This is a genomic window from Corynebacterium auriscanis (assembly GCF_030408435.1).
Lineage (GTDB): Bacteria > Actinomycetota > Actinomycetes > Mycobacteriales > Mycobacteriaceae > Corynebacterium > Corynebacterium auriscanis.
In genome coordinates, this window is the sequence record NZ_CP047046.1 from 1,994,099 (window position 1) to 2,011,611 (window position 17,513).

The following is a 17,513-nucleotide window of genomic DNA, read 5'->3' on the forward strand; positions in this document are numbered from 1 at the left end:
CTATGTCCCCCAGCCGGTTTTCCCTCCCCTCTCCCGAGCGCCGCACACACGGCGACATTATCGCCTCCGCGCTCATCGCTGCTGGCCTGTTGATGGGAGGCGTGGGTGTGTGGCTGACTTCCGACGCCCACAGTGTGGAACACCACGTTGCCAAAGACAGCTCAGCGGTCCTCGCAACAGGAAACGCGGAACTGCCTCAGCGCCCACGTGAACTGTGGACCACAACCACCCTAGGGAAAGACTTGGTGGTGGACCAAGAGGGCGTCGTCCAAGTAAACGGAACGAAGGTCCGCATGTTGGAAGCTGCCACCGGAGCCGAACGGTGGAGTTACGACAAGGGCGAAGACGTGTGCGCGGTAACCAAGGGTTGGGATAAAACAACCGTGGTTTTTCGTGGCCCCAAGGGGTGTGGCCAGGCAATCAGTTTTGATAGCAAGACGGGCCAGTACTGGAGCGCGCGCGACAGCATCGCGCCCGACGACGTTGCGAGCTTCCGCAGCGAGGACATCATCGGAATTCTTTCGCCCGCGCGTTTAGAGACGTGGCGCAGTGATCTGGTGCGCACAGTGGAAGTGGGAAAGATGCCTACACCCGTAAAAGTGGGCAAGCAGGAATATACACACTGCAACTTCACGTCCGTGGGGACGGCGGGCACACTGCTGGCGACCGTGCAGGAGTGCCCTGGAGAGAAGGACGGCAAGAAGTACGCGCGTTTGCTCAACACCACGCCTGAGGATTCAGATGCCCCGGAATCGTGGCACGTGTACCGCGTTCCAGCGGGCAGTGAAATAATCGGCGCGAATGAACACCGCGCCGCGATTGCGATACCCGCGGCGAGCGGAAAGAAAGCACGTATTCAGTCGCTGGATAAAGAAGGCCACTTTGAGGAATTTCCCGTAGACGTTGGACCGGATTTGCATCAGCGCTTGCAGAATCATGATTCTGCACCTTTCCAGCCCCTGACGATCCACACCGGCAGCATGGCTGGGTGGTTTAATGGACGAGCTCTGGTGGCGTTAAACCCGGAGACGTTCCGGCCATTGTGGACCCTACCCGGGGCACAGGGGGTAGGAACCGTGCTCAACGGAAAGCTTGCCGTGCCCATGCGAGACAACGGTATTGCGTTGGTAGATCCATCATCCGGAAAAGTGGAACGTACCATTGGTGTAGATCGTGGCGGGTACGAAGGCCCTATTGAGATAGCATTCACAGGGCAAACGATTCTTGAGAAGCGGGGCGAGAAGGTCGTCGCGCTGGGTGCGTAGACGTTCGCAGGTAGTGGTGCAGCTTCCGTTCTCATAGGCTTATGGGCAACTAAACTCAAATTGCTCTGGTGTGAGCTTCGTCACTTTTTTGATTTATCTCTAGCGCTGGCGCTATTTCCGTGCGATGATTCTTCAAGTAACCGCAAAGAGGCCATGAGGTTAACGAAAGGCAAACTTCGTTAAAAGCCCTCCTCTTTCATCCGGCGTAAAGCTACAGCGATCACGCTGCCCATCTCGCCGCACACCCATTTTACGACGGATTCCCATCCGCGGGTTTCTACGTGCCCGCACAGAAAGCACCTCAACGAAAGGAACATTGATCATGGATTGGCGCCACAAGGCTGTATGTCGCGATGAAGACCCAGAGCTGTTCTTCCCGGTAGGCAACTCCGGTCCAGCTCTCGCCCAAATTGCAAAAGCGAAGTTGGTCTGCAACCGCTGCCCAGTAAGCTCCCAGTGCCTGTCGTGGGCTATTGAGTCCGGCCAGGATGCCGGCGTATGGGGAGGCATGTCCGAGGACGAGCGTCGGGCACTGAAGCGCCGCAACAATCGCGGTCGCACCCGCACCCGTACTCGCCTGAGCCTCTAATTACCGGTTTTTCCGCCGTGGCAGATAAGCTGTAGCGGTTAAAGGTTCAACCCCTCAATCCACCAAAGGAGCTGCAATGAGCAAGCGTGGCCGTAAGCGTAAGGATCGCCGCAAGAAGAAGGCAAACCACGGAAAGCGCCCAAATTCCTAAAGCGCCCCGTGGATGAGATCCGCCAAAGCCCGGATGGTTTCCTTGTTTCACCCAAGGAGTCATCCGGGCTTTTTAGCTGCGCTATGCGATAGTTGAGGAGCAAAAAGTGTGTCCGCTCGGCACTGCGCTGCCGCGCACCATCCAGCACAATTTCGAACTCTGGCCGGCCCGCCAGCTGCCGGCTAGCTGCCGGCCCTAGTTTTCGTAACGGCGGACCTCGTAACGCACCCGAAGCTGTGTGGTAATCCGAGTGCGGAGGTCACTCGGTGCAGGCTGCGAACAACACGAACGCAGTAACTGCCGAACCTGCTGCTCCAATCCCAGCGCCTGCAAGCATTGGGGGCACTCGTCAACGTGGCGTTGCAACTCGGCACGCGCTTGTGGCCCCCCAGTGCCGTCGACGTATTCATACAGCACTTCGAGAAGCTCCTCACACTTATTCTTTGGACCGGTCATCGAACGTTCACCTCGTCTTTCCTAGCGACCGCAGAGTTCTTCTTCTGAATAGCAATGCCGTGCTCGGCAGCCACATCCTTTAGTGCTACACGCAGCCTCTTCCGGCCACGGTGCAAACGGCTCATGACCGTTCCGATCGGGGTGTCCATAATTTCCGCGATCTCTTTGTAGGGCATACCCTCCACGTCTGCGTAGTAGACAACCATCCGGTAGTCCTCCGGCAGATCCATCAGGGCCTGCTGAATACGGGAATCCGGTATCAGCTTCAATGCCTCTACCTCGGCGGATTGCAATCCCACTGAATCGTGAGACGCGCTTTCAGCCATCTGCCAATCCGTCATTTCATCAGCGCTTTGTTCTGCCGGGCGGCGCTGCGCCTTCCGATACGAGTTGATGTACGTGTTCGTCAGAATCCTGTACATCCACGCCTTGAGGTTGGTCCCCGGCTTAAACGACGCGAAAGCGTTGAAGGCCTTCATGTACGCATCTTGAACAAGATCCTGCGCGTCGGCCGGGTTGCGAGTCATCCGCAAAGCTGCACCATACAACTGGTCAAGCAGCGGCAGCGCATCGCGCTCAAAGCGATGCAAAAGGTCCGCATCGCTTTCACCCGGCGCACGATTCAACTCGCCGTCCTGGCGAGCGCGCTCAGTGTTTTCCACGGTCATGTAATCCCTTTCTGGACTACTCGGGTTAACGTGTGCTGCCCCCATTGTATTCCTGACGGCAATTCGCGCGTTCCCCCTCATTGCTAGTATTGGATCTGGAGTAACTATTCCGCAATGCCGTTACGCATTCTGGAGCCCCCCACTCGGCGCTGGCGCGAGCTCCCCCGCAGTCACTCTGTTCCTAACCACCGATCAATTCCGCGTAGTTGTTCGATACGTTGCCCACTGCCCTATCTGCCTTGCGACTGGATAGCGCCCTAACAACGCCCTCCCCCGCAGGAGTCGCAGCCAGTTCCCGCATCTCCGACGACCCCACCGTCGCAGTCAGCCAAAACTCCCACTGGTCCGGTGTCAGAGCTTTCGGCATCCGATTGTGCAGCCATTCCATGCCCGGCGGGGCGTCGGTGGTGATGATGGTGGAATGCAATCGGCCGTCAACAACCTTGCATAGGCCGACCATCCACAACGGCTCTCCATCCTCCCGAGCGGTGAAATACGGTTGCTTTCCGCTCGGCTCCGCGCGCCCCTCGGGATCGGTAGTCGTCCACTCGTACCAGCCATCCATGGGGAAAAGGCAAGTCAGGCTACCGCGAAAAGTTGGTTTCTCGAAAGCCGTTTCCCCTCGGGCATTAAAAACCGTGCGCGGTGGATAACCCCAGTGCGCAGGACCGATGGCCGGCTGCCCGTGGAACATGCGGGCAATGGGAACCACATGGGTGGGGGCAATATTGTAATTCGGTCGCTGATTGCCGCTGGCGTAGCTACCTACTATTCCGACGCCCGGCAGCTCCCGTTCCAGACCTTTGACTAGGGTCTCGGTTGTGCTGAAAAGGACATATCGACCACACATGCCCCCATTATGCCCATCGGTATGCCCACATGACCGCCAATGTTGGCACAATGGAGCTATGTCTGAGCAATTGTGGTCCGCCCCTCATGCCTCTCAACCCATCGAGGCTGAAGTTCACATTCCTGGTTCCAAATCCATTACGAACCGGGCGTTGATCCTTGCCGCCTTAGCGCAAGGCCCTTCCACTATTCACGGAGCACTATTAAGCCGGGACACTGAACTAATGATGGAGTCCCTACGCCAACTGGGAACCCAGATCCGAACGGACGGCACCACTGTGCACGTCGTGCCGGAACCACACCTGACCGGCGGCGTGGTGCATTGCGGGCTGGCGGGCACGGTCATGCGGTTCGTCCCGCCTTTAGCCGCACTCGCCGAGGGTACGGTGGAATTCGATGGCGACCTGCAGGCACGGAAACGCCCTATGGCGACCACGCTGGATTCACTGCGCGCACTCGGTGCGGAAGTCGAAACGATCAGCGACGAAAACCCCGACGGCCTCCCGTTCCTCATTCACGGTAGTGGCCACATAGACGGCGGGGAAGTAAAAATCGACGCCAGCGCGTCCTCCCAGTTCGTCAGCGGCCTGCTGCTCGCCGGGGCACGCTTCACCAACGGCGTGCGCGTCACGAACGTAGGCAATGCCCTGCCCAGCCAGCCGCATGTGGAAATGACGTTAGAAATGCTGCGCATGGCCGGGGTCAAGGTTGAGTCCAGTTTCAACGAATGGATCGTTCACCCGGGCCCCATCCAGGGGCGCACGTGGACCGTAGAGCCAGACTTATCAAATGCCACACCCTTTATGGCCGCTGCGGCCGTCACAGGCGGAACCGTCCGCATCGGCAACTGGCCCCAGGCCACAACTCAGCCAGGTGATCAGTTCCGTGTGCTATTGGACGACATGGGTGTGACATGCGAATACCGAGCCCACGATTCCAGTTTGGAGGTCCGCGGAACCGGCGCTCTTAAGGGCATCACGTGGGACATGCACGATATTGGTGAATTGACACCCACTGTGGTCGCTCTCGCCGCACTGGCCGATTCCCGATCCCACCTTTATGGCATCGCGCACCTGCGCGGACATGAGACGAATCGTTTGGCGGCACTGTCGGCCAACATCAATGCCCTCGGCGGGCGCGTGCAGGAAACGGAGGATGGTCTCATCATCGATCCGGCTCCGCTGCACGGTGGCCGCTGGGAATCCTACGCGGATCACCGCATGGCCACCGCAGGGGCCATCATCGGGCTGCGCGTGGAAGGTATTGAGGTTGAGGATATCGACACCACCGCGAAAACCCTGCCGGGTTTCCGCCTTCGCTGGGCGGAAATGCTGGGACTGGAGCGGTAGTTTGGCCCGTCGCAATTCCCGCCAATGGGATGAATCCGATGTCCGCATCCGTCCAGGTAAAGGTTCACGCCCCCGCACTAAAGACCGCCCCAGCCACAATGATGCGGAACTGGGTATGGTGGTCAGCCGCGATAGAGGTCGCTGGGGTGTAGTTCTCGACGATTCTGGCACGCTGGTCACGTGCATGCGTGCCCGCGAGATGGGCCGTACTGCCGTGGTGGTCGGTGACCGCGTGGGGGTAGTTGGGGATACCAGTGGCAAAAAGGACACCCTAGCGCGGATCGTGCGCTTAGAGGAACGCCATTCGGTTCTGCGGCGCACTGCCGACGACACGGATCCTTACGAGCGCATTGTTGTGGCGAATGCGGACAACCTGTTGATTGTTACGGCCGTGGCCGATCCCCCTCCGCGCGCGGGCTTTGTGCAACGCGCGTTGGTGGCGGCATTTGTGGGCGGCTTGCAGCCAGTGCTGTGCCTGACGAAAACCGACTTGGCGGATTACCGCGAGTTTGCCGCGGAGTTCGATGCCCTCAACGTTCGGGTTCTCACCTGCGGGGTGGAAGACGAACTGGCAGATTTAGAACGTCTCATCACCGGTCACGTCAATTGTGTGATCGGGCATTCCGGAGTAGGAAAATCCACCTTGGTCAATCGCCTGGTTCCCACTGCAGAACGGGCGACTGGTGAGGTCAGTGGCGTGGGCAAAGGCCGTCACACCTCCACACAATCAGTCGCATTAGAGCTGCCCACGGGCGGCTGGATCATCGATACCCCGGGTATCCGGAGTTTCGGACTAGCCCATATCAACCCCGATGCCGTGGTCAACGTGTTTGATGATCTGCGCGAAGTCATCGAACTTTGCCCAAGGGGATGCACGCACCTAGGACCACCAACCGATCCCGAATGCGCACTTGATCGGTTGGAAGGGGCTTCCGCGCGACGGGTGGCCGGAGTGCGGCAGATGCTCGAAGCCCTGCGCAGCAACAATGAGTGGGAGATGTAGGCGGCAGTGGACATCGAGCCGCGCGGGCTGCGACTGTTATACTCGCCCCCCCTAGCACCAATCGCTCCGTGGGAGGGGCACAGGTGGCATTCCCAAAGGTTGCAAAGCCCGTCGCTACGCTAAATCCAGAACACCGTTACCGAGAACGCAACCATGCCTGCCACAAACGACAGCAGGGTGTTGCCGTACCGGATCTCTAATAACAACGCGACCACAGCGCCAATGCCCAGACGTATGGCTTGTTGGCTCGACTCCGCCCCCAGGAACGTATAGACCACGAGAATGACCATGATGCCCAAAGGCATGTGAGCTGCGACTTGGGCCATCGTCCCATCGGGAGATATCCGCGACGAGAGTTTCACGGGGATGTATCGCAACAAAAAGGTCAACAACGCGGCGATGAGAATTGACGCAACCATCAAGCCTGCGACCTCTTTTCATGTGTCACGATCCCGTAGACGATGGCAATGAAAAGAAGCATGGCCACGATCAAGAAGTAATCCTTTGGCAGCAAGAGCGCTGGGATCATCGCAACAAGAGCTGCGGCCATGATCATCCCGCGGTGGCTCGTTTGCGTGAATGAGCCATAGGACAGGAGTACAAACAGTCCCGTCAACGCGAAACTGAAGCCATCGAAGGACTCCGGAATGAAGGTCCCCAGTACGGCACCCGCCGCAGCGCCCGAAACCCAATAGAAATGATTGGCCATCTCGGCTGCAATCAATTCCTGTTCACTTTGAGGATTATATCCCCCGTTGATCAACGCATATGTTTCATCAGTAAGGGCGAAGGGACCATAGATACGCGTGAACCTATTCCGCAACAGGGATTGAGGAAAAGAAAACGCATACAGTGCATGCCGGCTGTTGACCAATAGAGTACTGGTCGCTATGTGGAGCAACCCTGCCCCTCCAGCGATCATGCCCAGCAATAGAAATTCCATAGAGCCCGCGTACACCAGAAACGCCGTTAACGGCGCAACGTATAGGGGGAACCCCAGAAACGTGGAATACGCCCCCAGTGCCATTCCCAACGGTATGTACCCCATCGCTACAGGAGCAGTAGCGCGCAGGGCGGTACGCGTGGTCTTATTTAACTCTGCTCGATTCATTCCTTGCAAAATCTAGGTCATCACAGGTGCTGTCGGAAGGCGCACCATTCAAGTACATCAGTTCAACCGAAAACGGCAGCTCTTTGCAGTCTCCGCCATCGGGTTGTGGTGACCTGCGGCACGGTCACATCAGTTCAACGAAAAACGGCAGCTCTTTGCAGTCTCCACCATCGGGTTGTGGTGACCTGCGGCACGGTCACATCAGTTCAACCAAAAACGGCAGCTCTTTGCAGTCGTACCAACTCATCAAGTTGTCTTCGCAATCACCGATCGCCAGTTCAGCATCCTCATCGCCTAAGTCCGCGGCGTCGACCAAATCGATAGCCCGTGCAGTCGCCTCTTCGGCATCAGCATCGTCCACATGGATGGCGGCGATTTGTGGCACGGTGAGCCGGGGTGGGTTCAACCGAACAACTGATTCACCGTCTTCCGGGTGGAGAGTCACAGCGGAGCTATCTATATCGGCACTGATCACCACACGGCGGTGCGGGAAACGCTGCTCGTCACCGATTGACAGCAGGCGCAAGGATGCCTTTGCTGCGTCGAGAAACGCGCTATACGCCAGCTCTTCCTCGTCTCCCCCGGTGTAGTACTCCCGAACCGCAGGAGTCAGTGCGAAAGCCACCGCAGAGCGCACGGGGTGCTCACCCTCGCGGTGCAACGCCGCCAAAATGTCAAACGTTGCGGGGATGTATACACGCATGGTTTTGGTCATAACGGGCCCTAGAACTCACCTTCCAGCCCAAACAAGCCCGCGATCTCCACGACGGCCCGGTCGAACTGTTGGTAGTACACGCCAATCATGCCGCTATCCACAGCACCACGCACATTCAGGATGTTGTCATCGACGAGAACTAGGTCGTTGACCGGCAAATCCAAGCGCTTTGCCGTGATGCCGAAAATCTTCTGATCCGGCTTTTCCACTCCGACCTCGCCGGACAGCACCACCGCGTCAACGTAGCCACCTTCCAGCCACGTGCGGATCGGCGCCGCGCCAGCCCCACCCGGATCATTCGACAGGATAGCGGTAGAAATCCCCTCGGCTTTGGCGGCAGACAACAATTTGCGCCACCGACGGCGATCTTCTTCGGCGCCGTCAAGGACACCACAATAATCAACTACTAATCCACGCATAGGCTCAATTGTGCCAAACATTGCCCTGCGAAGTTGCGTGCCCACCGCTTATACTGGGCTGCGATGCGAAGTCGGGGGACTTCCACCGCCATTTTCTTGGCGCTGACCATGGCTTTCACAATTCGGGGGCATATTCGTGAATCAACTGACAGGCTACGTTTACTTGCGCAGACCCGCACCCATTCACCCGACAGCACCGCGCACAATAACCCCGGAGCCTGGTCCGCCCCCGCCACAGGAAACTACTGAGCCACGCGTCCCCGCAACGTCACCAGCGGCCGCCCAGAAGTTCGCAGTGACCACGACACACGAAACTGCCACGTCGCCAGCAGCCACACCACCTGCAGAACCCTCCACTCCCTGCGGAGGAGCACCCCACCCCGTCGTAGGGCGCCTATTGACCTTCTGGCTCGAAGCTCTCGCGGGCCGTCGCTCCATAAAATCCCTGCAGCGGGCACCCTTCACCCCCCTTGCTCTGGCAGATCTTGAGCGTACTGTTGCACGGGAGCGGGGCACCATGGCGGCGTCGGGAATAAAAAGCCTGCATATCCAACCCGGTGATGGCGACCGGCGAACCAGGTTTTGTGCGTCGGTAGTGTTCGGAAACCGGGTGCGGGCGGTGGTGGGGACCCTTTCTTGGCGACGCCTCGATCCGCGCATAAGAAAACCCCAACGCACCCACGCGTGGCACGTTGAGGTTATTCAAGTGATCTGAAGGCCTCGGAATCAGTGGCCGAAACTATCCACCGATGATCTGCTGGCGCTTCTGGGAGACGTCCTTAGTCTCGTGGTGCTCGGCAGGATCATGGACCTGAATGTTGCCGCGGGACTGCGCGACCTGGTTACGGACCAGGAAGAGCTGGCGAACTGTTTCCTCCTTGATGCCGTCCTTCATCCGGTTAAACATGTCGCCACCTTCGCGCTGGTACTCCACTAGTGGATCGCGCTGCGCCATTGCACGCAGGCCGATGCCTTCCTTCAAGTAATCCATTTCGTAGAGGTGCTCGCGCCACTTCTGGTCCACCACGTTGAGCAACACACCGCGCTCGATGCCGCGCATCTGCTCGTCATCACCGGATAGCTCGGCAACGTCTGCTTCGAGCCGGTCGTACTGCTCGTTGGCATCCTTCAGTAGGGCTTCGCGCAGCTGATTCGCGCTCAGCTCGCCCTTCTTGCCGTACTCTTCGCCTTCCACGAGGGACTCGTGGGTCATGGATGGCCCGTACAGGGATTCCAACGCGGTCCACAGTTTATCCAGATCCCAGTCCTCGACGTACCCCTCGCGGGTCTCGAAATCCACATACGCGCTGATCGTGTCGTCGATCATGCCGCGGATCTGCTTTTCCACATCCTCACCCTCGAGGATCTGGCGGCGTTCACGGTAGATCACCTTGCGCTGCTCGTTCATGACCTCGTCATACTTCAAGACGTTCTTGCGCATCTCGAAGTTGGCACCCTCCACCTGAGACTGCGCACCCTTAATCGCGTTGGTCACCATTTTGGAATCGATGGCCTCGTGATCCGGGATGTTCAAACGAGTCATCATGGCTTCCATCGTCTGCCCCACAAAGCGGACCATCAGGTCATCGCGCATGGACAGGTAGAAGCGGGTCTCACCGGGATCGCCCTGACGGGCCGAACGACCACGCAGCTGGTTATCGATACGACGGGATTCGTGGCGCTCCGTACCCAAGACGTACAGGCCGCCGGCCTTGCGAACCTCTTCAGCTTCCTTCTTGGACGCCGCCCGGACCTTCTCGATCTCGGTATCCCAAGCCTCTTCATAAGCCTCTGGGTTTTCCACGGGATCCAAACCGCGCTCACGCAAATTGATGTCCGCGATGATGTCCGGGTTACCACCCAGCACGATGTCCGTACCGCGGCCAGCCATGTTGGTAGCCACGGTCACTGCACCACGGCGACCTGCCTGAGCGACGATCTCCGCTTCCTGCTCGTGGTACTTAGCATTCAGCACATTGTGCTTAATGCCACGGCGCTGCAGCAGCTGGGAAAGGTATTCGGAACGCTCGACGGAGGTCGTACCAACCAGCACCGGCTGCCCCTTCTCCACGCGCTCAGCGATATCGTCGGCCACTGCTTCGAACTTCGCCTCCTGAGTCTTGTAGATCAGGTCAACGTTGTCCTTACGCTGATTGGTCTTGTTCGTTGGAATCGGAGCCACATCCAGCTTGTACGTGGACTTCAGCTCAGCCGCCTCGGTCTCCGCGGTACCAGTCATACCGGCCAGCTTGTCGTAGAGACGGAAGTAGTTCTGGAGGGTCACGGTCGCCAGAGTCTGGTTCTCGTTCTTGATCTCCACATTTTCCTTGGCCTCAATAGCCTGGTGGATGCCCTCGTTGTACCGACGACCGTCCAGAATGCGGCCTGTGAACTCGTCCACGATGACTACCTCGCCATTGCGAACAATGTAGTCCTTATCGCGGGTGAAAAGCTCCTTAGCCTTGATGGAGTTATTAAGGTAGCTAACCAGCTGGGAGTGCTCAGGAGCATACAGGTTCTCGATACCTAGGTGATCCTCGACGAACTCCACTCCCTCTTCCTTGATACCGACGGTCTTTTTGCGCTCGTCGATTTCGTAGTGGATGTCGCGGGTCATCTTGGGAGCAATTCGGGCGAAGGCACTGAACCACTGGCTGGAACCGTCGACGGGACCGGAAATAATCAGCGGGGTGCGGGCCTCGTCAATGAGGATCGAGTCAACCTCATCGATGATGGCGTAATTGTGGCCACGCTGTACCAAGTCATCCAAGCTGTGCGCCATGTTGTCGCGCAGGTAGTCAAAGCCGAACTCGTTGTTCGTACCGTAGGTGACATCCGCGTTATACGCCTTGCGGCGCTCTTCAGGGCGTTTTTCTGACAAAATAACGTCCGTGGACAGACCTAGGAAGCGGTGTACACGGCCCATCCACTCGGCATCACGCTTAGCCAAGTAGTCATTCACGGTCACCACGTGCACGCCCTTGCCGGACAGCGCGTTGAGGTATGCGGGCAGCACACAAGTCAGGGTTTTGCCCTCGCCCGTTTTCATCTCGGAAACATAGCCGAAGTGCAGGCCAGCACCACCCATAATCTGCACCTTGTAATGCTTCTGCCCCAGCACACGCCACGAGGCTTCACGTGCGGTGGCGAAGGCATCGAGCATGATGTCGTCCAAGCTCTTGCCGTCCTCCTGCACGAGCTTCTTGAACTCATCGGTCTTCGCCCGCAACTCTTCATCGCTCAGTTCGGAGTACTTGTCTTCCAGAGCCATGACTTGCTCGGCGATTTTGTCGAGGCGCTTAACAGCGCGACCTTCGCCCATGCGGAGAATCTTCGAAAGTCCTAGCACGTCTGAGGTGTCCTTATCTTTGTGGGTTAAAACGTTGTTATTGAGCCCTAGCTTAGGAGCCCCAATCAATGGTTTCTCATATTACCCTCATTGAGCGCTTGTGCTAACCAGCGTGGCGTCGCTCAAAGAAAGAAAGCCCCATCCACCCAAAAAAACCGGGGAGGAAGGGGCGGCAACGGGTGTCAGGGGATCCTACGACAACCCGCCATTGCAATTAGGCCTTGTCGGTTTCCAGAGAAATCAAACCGTAGTCGAATGCGTGACGACGGTAGACGACCGAAGGCTGGTTGGTCTCTTCGTTAATGAAGAGGTAGAAATCGTGGCCCACCAATTCCATCTCGGAAAGTGCGGCATCCACCGTCATTGGCTCAGCCTTGTGGACCTTCTTACGAACAACCTGACCTGGCTTGAACTGATCCTCATAAGGATCGATATCGTACTTGCCAGGCTTGTCCTCGGCCTGATCTGGTTTGGCTTCTTCAACCAGTGCGGCAGTGGTCTCGCCAATACCCTTGGGCGCGCGGTGGCCGGCCAGAGAAATCTTACGGCGAGCCTTCACCTTGCGCAGGGAGCGCTCCATGCGACCGATGGCAACCTCGAGTGCTGCGTAGAAGGAATCTTCCTTTGCCTCGGCGCGAGCCACATGGCCTTTACCGGTAGCGGTGATCTGGATGCGATCGGACTCATCCGAACGCCGTGGGTTGGCTTCGTGTTTCAGCTCTACGTGGAAGTAGGTCAGGGTTGGATCCAGTCGCTCAATCTTGGCCAGCTTGCCCTTCACGCGTTCCGCGAAGTGCTCGGGCACCTCAACGTTTCGGCCGGTGATTTCCACCTGCGCTTCTGGTTCCGTGCGTTCTTCGGCTGCGAACTTATCGGTCGACATTTCAACCTCCCAGGTCCTGCTCCCCAGGCTGTGTAGCCGGTTTGCTATTCAGCCGTTTCAGGGGAACTTTGCTTCCACTTTGAGTTTACCGACAATTCACCACGGCGGGTGCGGAGCACCCCATTTAATCCCATTAAATAACGACAGATTCCAATTTTGGTACCAGCTAGTGTCACCCCGCAGGCCACGTTAATGCTCCGGGTTAATGCTCCGGTATTGGTTTTTCTCACTTTTCTGTGGTTCGTTCCTCCCGGCCCGTGGCATCCTCCCCCCCACCACCCGGCACCTCACACACCCGCGAGCGTCAGAACTGCTGCTACATGCACCCCCTGCCCACGCAAAGCCAAGCTCAACTGACCAACAGTCGCGCCCGTGGTGCATACGTCATCGATGATGACCACGGACCCCTCCGGCCGCACGTATTGTCGCACCGCCAACACAGCGACAGGATCTATCCGGAGGTGCCGTGCCACATTCAACCGGCGTTGATGCTTGTTCAGCCCCACGGAATCCGGGGCGCGGTCATCCAGCCACGAAACGGAAAATACCCGCGCGTTCGGCCACACAGCCACGGCCTCGTGCGCCATCCGAGACACCACATCCCCTTCACGTTGACGAGCCGACGCGCGGCGAGTCGGCGCAGGAATCACCGCCACCGGCGCCACACGCGGATCGTGCACCACTCCCCTTGCCGCCACGTGTCGCAGCCCCTGCCGGAACACCCGACCGCCTATTGTTATCGCGGCTGGCCGTAGCCTGTCCTTTGCTGAAAGCACTAATGCTCTCCGCACACCACCATAGGCACCGGCTGTATATATTCCGACGCCCACCGCCCCCAGCACCGGTGCGCTCCACCGTTCCCACGGTTTCAGCAATTCCAATTCGCAAGCTTCGCACAATTGATGTGTAGCTAAACGTTCGTCTCCCTCGACCACGCTGCCACAGCACACACAATCAGCACGCAACACCAAGTTTGCTGCCTCATGCAACCACAACCGCCACTGCCCCATGCGGCACTCCCCCTTATTTTGACGGCTCCCTTAGACCCGTTCGCTGCGTATTCTCCCCTTGTACTATCTCTACGCTAGTAGGCCGAGTGCGTGCGTGCGACGTGGAGGCACACGCGAGCAGAGGCGCTACCCCTCTGCAATTAGAGGTGTGTGCCCACGCCCGCGCATAAAGGTGGTGTGCCCACGCCCGCGCATTCACAAGCGCACACAAACTAATAAGCCAGCAGCGGCACTGCCCGCTGAGACTGCAGCGAGGACACTTCGCGCCAGAAACGGGTCTCCTCGTCATCAAAGCGCAGCTTCATCAGTGCACGCGCATCTGTTGCATAAATCGTGTCTCGTGTACTGGCCACGCTCACCACTGGAGCCGACAGATTTTGCGCCGACAACTGCGTGACCACCGATCCATCCATGGCGACATTGAACACGGGGGCGTCGTTAACCCTGGTCCCTACAATGAGCGAGCCGTCAACGTGCCAATCAGCCGTAACGGCCGTATCACCCAGTTGGCTGGCGACCTGCATGGGTTTACCCAGCCTTAAGGTGCGGTTCTCACCGGTTTCTAGCACGCTAACGTACACCCGCCCGTCGATGATCATTACTGCTCGCGCACCGGAATGAGACACTCGGAACACACTGATCCGGCCTTTGTCCCTCAAGAGGGAATCCAACGCCCCTGTATCCACTTCTGATTCGGACAGCAGGCCGCTGGCTGTGTTGCGCGCCAGCCGAATGATCTTTTTGCCATCGGCGACGGTGTACAGGGCATTGCCATCGGGTGCCCAGCTTGGGCGGGTCAGGGACTTCGCTCGAGTTGCGGTTAGCGGTACTTCATCTTCCTCCCCCACCATCAACCGGCGCTGATCATCACCGCGGCCCACGACGGTCGCAAAGATAGCGCCTCGCGGAGATACCGCAGCGGATTCCACCCACACTTGCCGCAACCAACCACCGACGGCATCGGCCTTGCCCGAATCCACATTCTGGTAGATCACTCCGTTGCTGACCGCGCGCAGTGGCACCTCGACTGCCACGTTCGGATCGTATTGGCTGACGTCCTGTAGCATCACGCCATCTGGACGGTCAGAAAGAAGCGGGGAGCCGTCGGCCTTGATTTCGTAGGGGCCACGCACATCGGCCGAAGCCAATGTCCAAATGATTTGCGCCGCCACCAGTTTGCGCACGTCAGCCGACAGGTCAGTGACACCGGAAAGCTCCACGGAGAGTCCTCCTTGATCCGAGCGTGCCACCTGAGCCGTCGCGCCCTCGGGCAGCAGTCGCTTGACCCCATCGGCGAGGGCCGGCTGAGGGCCCGCCGTGAGCAGAGAAATAACCGAAGCCCCTGGCGACTGCTGCCGCGTGTACACCCATCGCCGATCAGGTACTAACGAGGTGGCTTCCGGGTTGAAGAAGTAAATCGGCCGCGATTCGTACGCCCGTGTGAAGTCCACCCGATCCATCACCACGGCATTAGGCAGGTTGTTCACGCGCCATTCATCGCCGGATTTCACCAGTTCGTACGTGGTTTGGAACGCGGTATATTCGGGCTGGTACACCCCGCCCACGCCCAAGCGCCCCACGATATTTCCTCGCACTTTGTACGTGATGTGGTCAGCGGTCGCCTCTCCGTCGGAGGCAATATCGATGCGGTCCAGAATCAGCACCGTCTTTTCCGAATCCCACCGGTCGCTAGCCTCTTGGGTCAAAAACTGGCGCGCTGCCTCGTGCCGGGACAACGGGTGAGCACTGGCTGCGAAAAGGTCACGCAGCAGCAGGTCGCTGGGTTGATTCTCACGGGGTTTGGGCACATCCACCTGGCTCGGCGCGGGCGCGTAGGAGCTGATGGCCTCCGGCGTGGACTTCCCCGGCAAAGTAGTACATCCCGCTACCAATGACAGGGCACTACACGCACAAATCACTGTGGTCAGGTTTTTCTTCATGCTTTACCTTCCTCGCCGTCTTTTGGTTCGACGCCCCCTTCAGCCCGCGGAGACTCGTTCTTTGCACCCTCGTGGGCGTCGACGGAAAAAGTGCGATCGATGTCCAGTGGCAACGGTGCCTCTTCGGTTTGATTACCTGCAACCAGTGGCAACGTCAGGCGGAAGCAAGCACCTACACCCGGTTCACCCGTAGCTTCGAGGCGACCTCCGTGCAGCCGGGCATCCTCTTGCGCAATGGCCAGCCCCAATCCGGTGCCACCCGTGCGGCGCTCGCGGGATGGGTCGGAGCGCCAGAAACGGTTGAATACCAGGTCCTCCTCACCTGGCTTTAACCCCACACCATGGTCCACCACGGAAACCGCCAGGGCCGTCTTGCCCACAGCCATGGTGACAATAATCGGTTTAGCTTCGGAATGATCCACCGCGTTGGCAAAGAGGTTACGCAAGATTCGCTCCACGCGGCGAGAGTCAATTTCCACCATGACGGGTTCTTCGGGCAGGTTCACTTCGATGGTTGTACCGATCTCCTCGGCGATGACGTGCACCTGAGCCAAGGCCGAGCGGACCACGCCCCGGGCATCCACGCGCTCACGGGACAGGTTAGCCACACCGGCATCGTGACGGGAGATTTCCAGCAGGTCGCCCAACAGTGTTTCGAAGCGATCGAGCTCCTTGTTCATTAACGCAGCGGCGCGGGCGGTGAGCGGATCCAGGTTCTCCGCATTGTCGTTGATCAGATCGGCGGCCATGCGCACGGTTGTCAGCGGGGTGCGTAGCTCGTGAGAGACGTCCGACGTGAACTGCCGCTGCAGCGATCCGAATTCCTCCAAGTTGCGGATCTGGGTGGACAACTTTTCCGCCATGTCGTTGAAGCTGATGGCCAGGCGGGCGACCTCGTCGTTGCCCGTGACCACCATGCGTTCGCGCAAGTGCCCCGCAGCAAAACGCTCTGCGATACGTGAGGCGGTACGCACCGGGGTGGTTAGCTGCTGTGAGAAGACCCATGCGATGACTACGAGCAGTACCAGCAACACGATTGCACCGGCGGTCAGCAAGCCACGCATGAGCGACAGCGTGGTCTCCTCTGCCTCTAGGGGCATGACTAGGTACAGCTCTAGACCGGAGATCTCCGACGAGACCGGAGTTCCGATGACCAGCGCCTTATAGGATCCGCCAGGGCCGGCAAATGTTTCGTATTGGTAGGCTACTTGCCCCTGCTGCACGAAACGGCGCAATTCGTTGGGAATCTTTGCTGACGGCGGGGCGATAGTTTCCCCGTCGTTGACATCCCGGGCTATCAAAACCGGGTCATACACCGCCGTAGATGATTGATCCACGCCCCCGGAACGATCAGCCAGAACTGCGCGAGCCGAACTTAACCGAACGTCAACAGGGTTGGAGGCATCGGAGGAATTGATTTGCTCCTCCACGGCCACACGGGCGCGATCCAGTTCCTCGGTGGCGGCGGAGTACTTGGTGTTCAGCAATTGCTGCCCCACGAAGCTGATCAGCACGAAACCGAGGATCACGGTGACCAGCAGGGAGGCCAACAGCACACTGCCGATCACGCGGAGTTGGATGGAGTTCTGCCACCGCTGAGCGAAATACTCCACGGCACGCCGAACCGTGGTCATGGGCCGCTGCGCGAAACCTTGCCACAACTCTTTCGAGTTGCGGGGTTCGGGCGTGGCCACAGCCACTGCTGTACCGGGATTCTTGCTCTGCTCTGCAGTCACTGTTGCCTGTCTACATCCTT

Annotated in this window: 17 protein-coding genes; 5 read left to right on the forward strand and 12 right to left on the reverse strand. The window is 58.6% G+C overall.

The window, feature by feature from the left end:
- Positions 1–2: 2 nt before the first annotated feature.
- From CAURIC_RS08450 to CAURIC_RS11100, 3 genes are all read left to right on the forward strand, one after another.
- The gene (locus CAURIC_RS08450) at positions 3–1,265 is read left to right on the forward strand and encodes an Rv3212 family protein (protein WP_035114827.1); all 1,263 of its coding nucleotides are present in this window, start codon (positions 3–5) and stop codon (positions 1,263–1,265) included.
- A gap of 322 nt (positions 1,266–1,587) precedes the next feature.
- Entirely contained in the window at positions 1,588–1,854 is a 267-nt protein-coding gene (locus tag CAURIC_RS08455) for a WhiB family transcriptional regulator (RefSeq protein ID WP_035114826.1), read from the forward strand.
- Between the two features lie 76 nt (positions 1,855–1,930).
- Positions 1,931–2,005 carry a 50S ribosomal protein bL37 gene (locus CAURIC_RS11100; RefSeq protein ID WP_011274008.1) on the forward strand — a complete coding sequence of 25 codons (75 nt, stop codon included), beginning with the start codon at positions 1,931–1,933 and terminating at the stop codon, positions 2,003–2,005.
- A gap of 195 nt (positions 2,006–2,200) precedes the next feature.
- Here CAURIC_RS11100 and rsrA read toward each other — a convergent pair whose 3' ends face one another.
- The 3 genes from rsrA to CAURIC_RS08470 form a co-directional block, all read right to left on the reverse strand.
- Positions 2,201–2,461 (reverse strand): mycothiol system anti-sigma-R factor, encoded by a 261-nt coding sequence (gene rsrA / locus CAURIC_RS08460; protein ID WP_035114825.1) that lies wholly within the window; start codon positions 2,459–2,461, stop codon positions 2,201–2,203.
- The gene (locus tag CAURIC_RS08465; RefSeq protein ID WP_052095058.1) at positions 2,458–3,129 is read right to left on the reverse strand and encodes a sigma-70 family RNA polymerase sigma factor; all 672 of its coding nucleotides are present in this window, start codon (positions 3,127–3,129) and stop codon (positions 2,458–2,460) included. The genes rsrA and CAURIC_RS08465 overlap by 4 nt, the downstream gene beginning before the upstream one ends.
- A 181-nt stretch (positions 3,130–3,310) precedes the next feature.
- Positions 3,311–3,979, reverse strand: coding sequence for an SOS response-associated peptidase (locus CAURIC_RS08470; protein ID WP_035114824.1), 669 nt, complete (start codon positions 3,977–3,979; stop codon positions 3,311–3,313).
- A 58-nt stretch (positions 3,980–4,037) separates the two neighbouring features.
- On the opposite strand from CAURIC_RS08470, the gene aroA reads away from it, so the two are divergent.
- Positions 4,038–5,327 (forward strand): 3-phosphoshikimate 1-carboxyvinyltransferase, encoded by a 1,290-nt coding sequence (aroA, locus tag CAURIC_RS08475; RefSeq protein ID WP_035114822.1) that lies wholly within the window; start codon positions 4,038–4,040, stop codon positions 5,325–5,327.
- 1 nt (position 5,328) lies between these two features.
- Entirely contained in the window at positions 5,329–6,330 is a 1,002-nt protein-coding gene (gene rsgA, locus CAURIC_RS08480) for a ribosome small subunit-dependent GTPase A (protein ID WP_035114821.1), read from the forward strand.
- Positions 6,331–6,449: 119 nt separating this feature from the next.
- On the opposite strand, the gene CAURIC_RS08485 is transcribed toward rsgA, so the two are convergent.
- The 9 genes from CAURIC_RS08485 to mtrB form a co-directional block, all read right to left on the reverse strand.
- Positions 6,450–6,749, reverse strand: a complete 300-nt coding sequence (locus CAURIC_RS08485; RefSeq protein ID WP_035114819.1) for an AzlD domain-containing protein — start codon at positions 6,747–6,749, stop codon at positions 6,450–6,452.
- Entirely contained in the window at positions 6,749–7,441 is a 693-nt protein-coding gene (locus CAURIC_RS08490; RefSeq protein ID WP_035114817.1) for an AzlC family ABC transporter permease, read from the reverse strand. Before CAURIC_RS08490 ends, CAURIC_RS08485 begins: the two co-directional genes overlap by 1 nt.
- A 196-nt stretch (positions 7,442–7,637) precedes the next feature.
- Positions 7,638–8,144 carry a DUF6912 family protein gene (locus tag CAURIC_RS08495; RefSeq protein ID WP_035114868.1) on the reverse strand — a complete coding sequence of 169 codons (507 nt, stop codon included), beginning with the start codon at positions 8,142–8,144 and terminating at the stop codon, positions 7,638–7,640.
- Positions 8,145–8,164: 20 nt separating this feature from the next.
- The gene (locus CAURIC_RS08500) at positions 8,165–8,575 is read right to left on the reverse strand and encodes an HAD family hydrolase (protein ID WP_035114815.1); all 411 of its coding nucleotides are present in this window, start codon (positions 8,573–8,575) and stop codon (positions 8,165–8,167) included.
- A gap of 739 nt (positions 8,576–9,314) precedes the next feature.
- On the reverse strand, positions 9,315–11,924 hold the full coding sequence (gene secA / locus CAURIC_RS08505) for a preprotein translocase subunit SecA (protein ID WP_035114864.1): 2,610 nt from the start codon (positions 11,922–11,924) through the stop codon (positions 9,315–9,317).
- A gap of 214 nt (positions 11,925–12,138) precedes the next feature.
- A complete protein-coding gene (gene hpf, locus CAURIC_RS08510) occupies positions 12,139–12,807 on the reverse strand; it encodes a ribosome hibernation-promoting factor, HPF/YfiA family (protein WP_035114813.1) in 669 nt (222 codons plus the stop codon).
- Positions 12,808–13,094: 287 nt separating this feature from the next.
- Positions 13,095–13,487, reverse strand: coding sequence for a ComF family protein (locus tag CAURIC_RS08515; protein WP_235700771.1), 393 nt, complete (start codon positions 13,485–13,487; stop codon positions 13,095–13,097).
- Positions 13,488–14,029: 542 nt separating this feature from the next.
- Complete coding sequence (gene lpqB, locus CAURIC_RS08520; protein WP_052095057.1) at positions 14,030–15,757, reverse strand: MtrAB system accessory lipoprotein LpqB; 1,728 nt, start codon at positions 15,755–15,757, stop codon at positions 14,030–14,032.
- Positions 15,754–17,493: an MtrAB system histidine kinase MtrB gene (gene mtrB, locus CAURIC_RS08525; protein ID WP_035114809.1), complete on the reverse strand. Its 1,740-nt coding sequence runs from the start codon at positions 17,491–17,493 to the stop codon at positions 15,754–15,756. Before mtrB ends, lpqB begins: the two co-directional genes overlap by 4 nt.
- Positions 17,494–17,513 lie beyond the last annotated feature (20 nt).

Excerpts from the sequence above, each read along its gene's own strand:
- hpf (WP_035114813.1), bottom strand. The coding sequence starts at position 12,807 with ATGTCGACCGATAAGTTCGCAGCCGAAGAACGCACGGAACCAGAAGCG.
- CAURIC_RS08500 (WP_035114815.1), bottom strand. The coding sequence starts at position 8,575 with ATGCGTGGATTAGTAGTTGATTATTGTGGTGTCCTTGACGGCGCCGAA.
- CAURIC_RS08450 (WP_035114827.1), top strand. The coding sequence starts at position 3 with ATGTCCCCCAGCCGGTTTTCCCTCCCCTCTCCCGAGCGCCGCACACAC.
- CAURIC_RS08470 (WP_035114824.1), bottom strand. The coding sequence starts at position 3,979 with ATGTGTGGTCGATATGTCCTTTTCAGCACAACCGAGACCCTAGTCAAA.
- aroA (WP_035114822.1), top strand. The coding sequence starts at position 4,038 with ATGTCTGAGCAATTGTGGTCCGCCCCTCATGCCTCTCAACCCATCGAG.
- rsrA (WP_035114825.1), bottom strand. The coding sequence starts at position 2,461 with ATGACCGGTCCAAAGAATAAGTGTGAGGAGCTTCTCGAAGTGCTGTAT.
- CAURIC_RS08465 (WP_052095058.1), bottom strand. The coding sequence starts at position 3,129 with ATGACCGTGGAAAACACTGAGCGCGCTCGCCAGGACGGCGAGTTGAAT.
- lpqB (WP_052095057.1), bottom strand. The coding sequence starts at position 15,757 with ATGAAGAAAAACCTGACCACAGTGATTTGTGCGTGTAGTGCCCTGTCA.
- CAURIC_RS08490 (WP_035114817.1), bottom strand. The coding sequence starts at position 7,441 with ATGAATCGAGCAGAGTTAAATAAGACCACGCGTACCGCCCTGCGCGCT.
- CAURIC_RS08485 (WP_035114819.1), bottom strand. The coding sequence starts at position 6,749 with ATGGTTGCGTCAATTCTCATCGCCGCGTTGTTGACCTTTTTGTTGCGA.
- CAURIC_RS08455 (WP_035114826.1), top strand. The coding sequence starts at position 1,588 with ATGGATTGGCGCCACAAGGCTGTATGTCGCGATGAAGACCCAGAGCTG.
- CAURIC_RS08495 (WP_035114868.1), bottom strand. The coding sequence starts at position 8,144 with ATGCGTGTATACATCCCCGCAACGTTTGACATTTTGGCGGCGTTGCAC.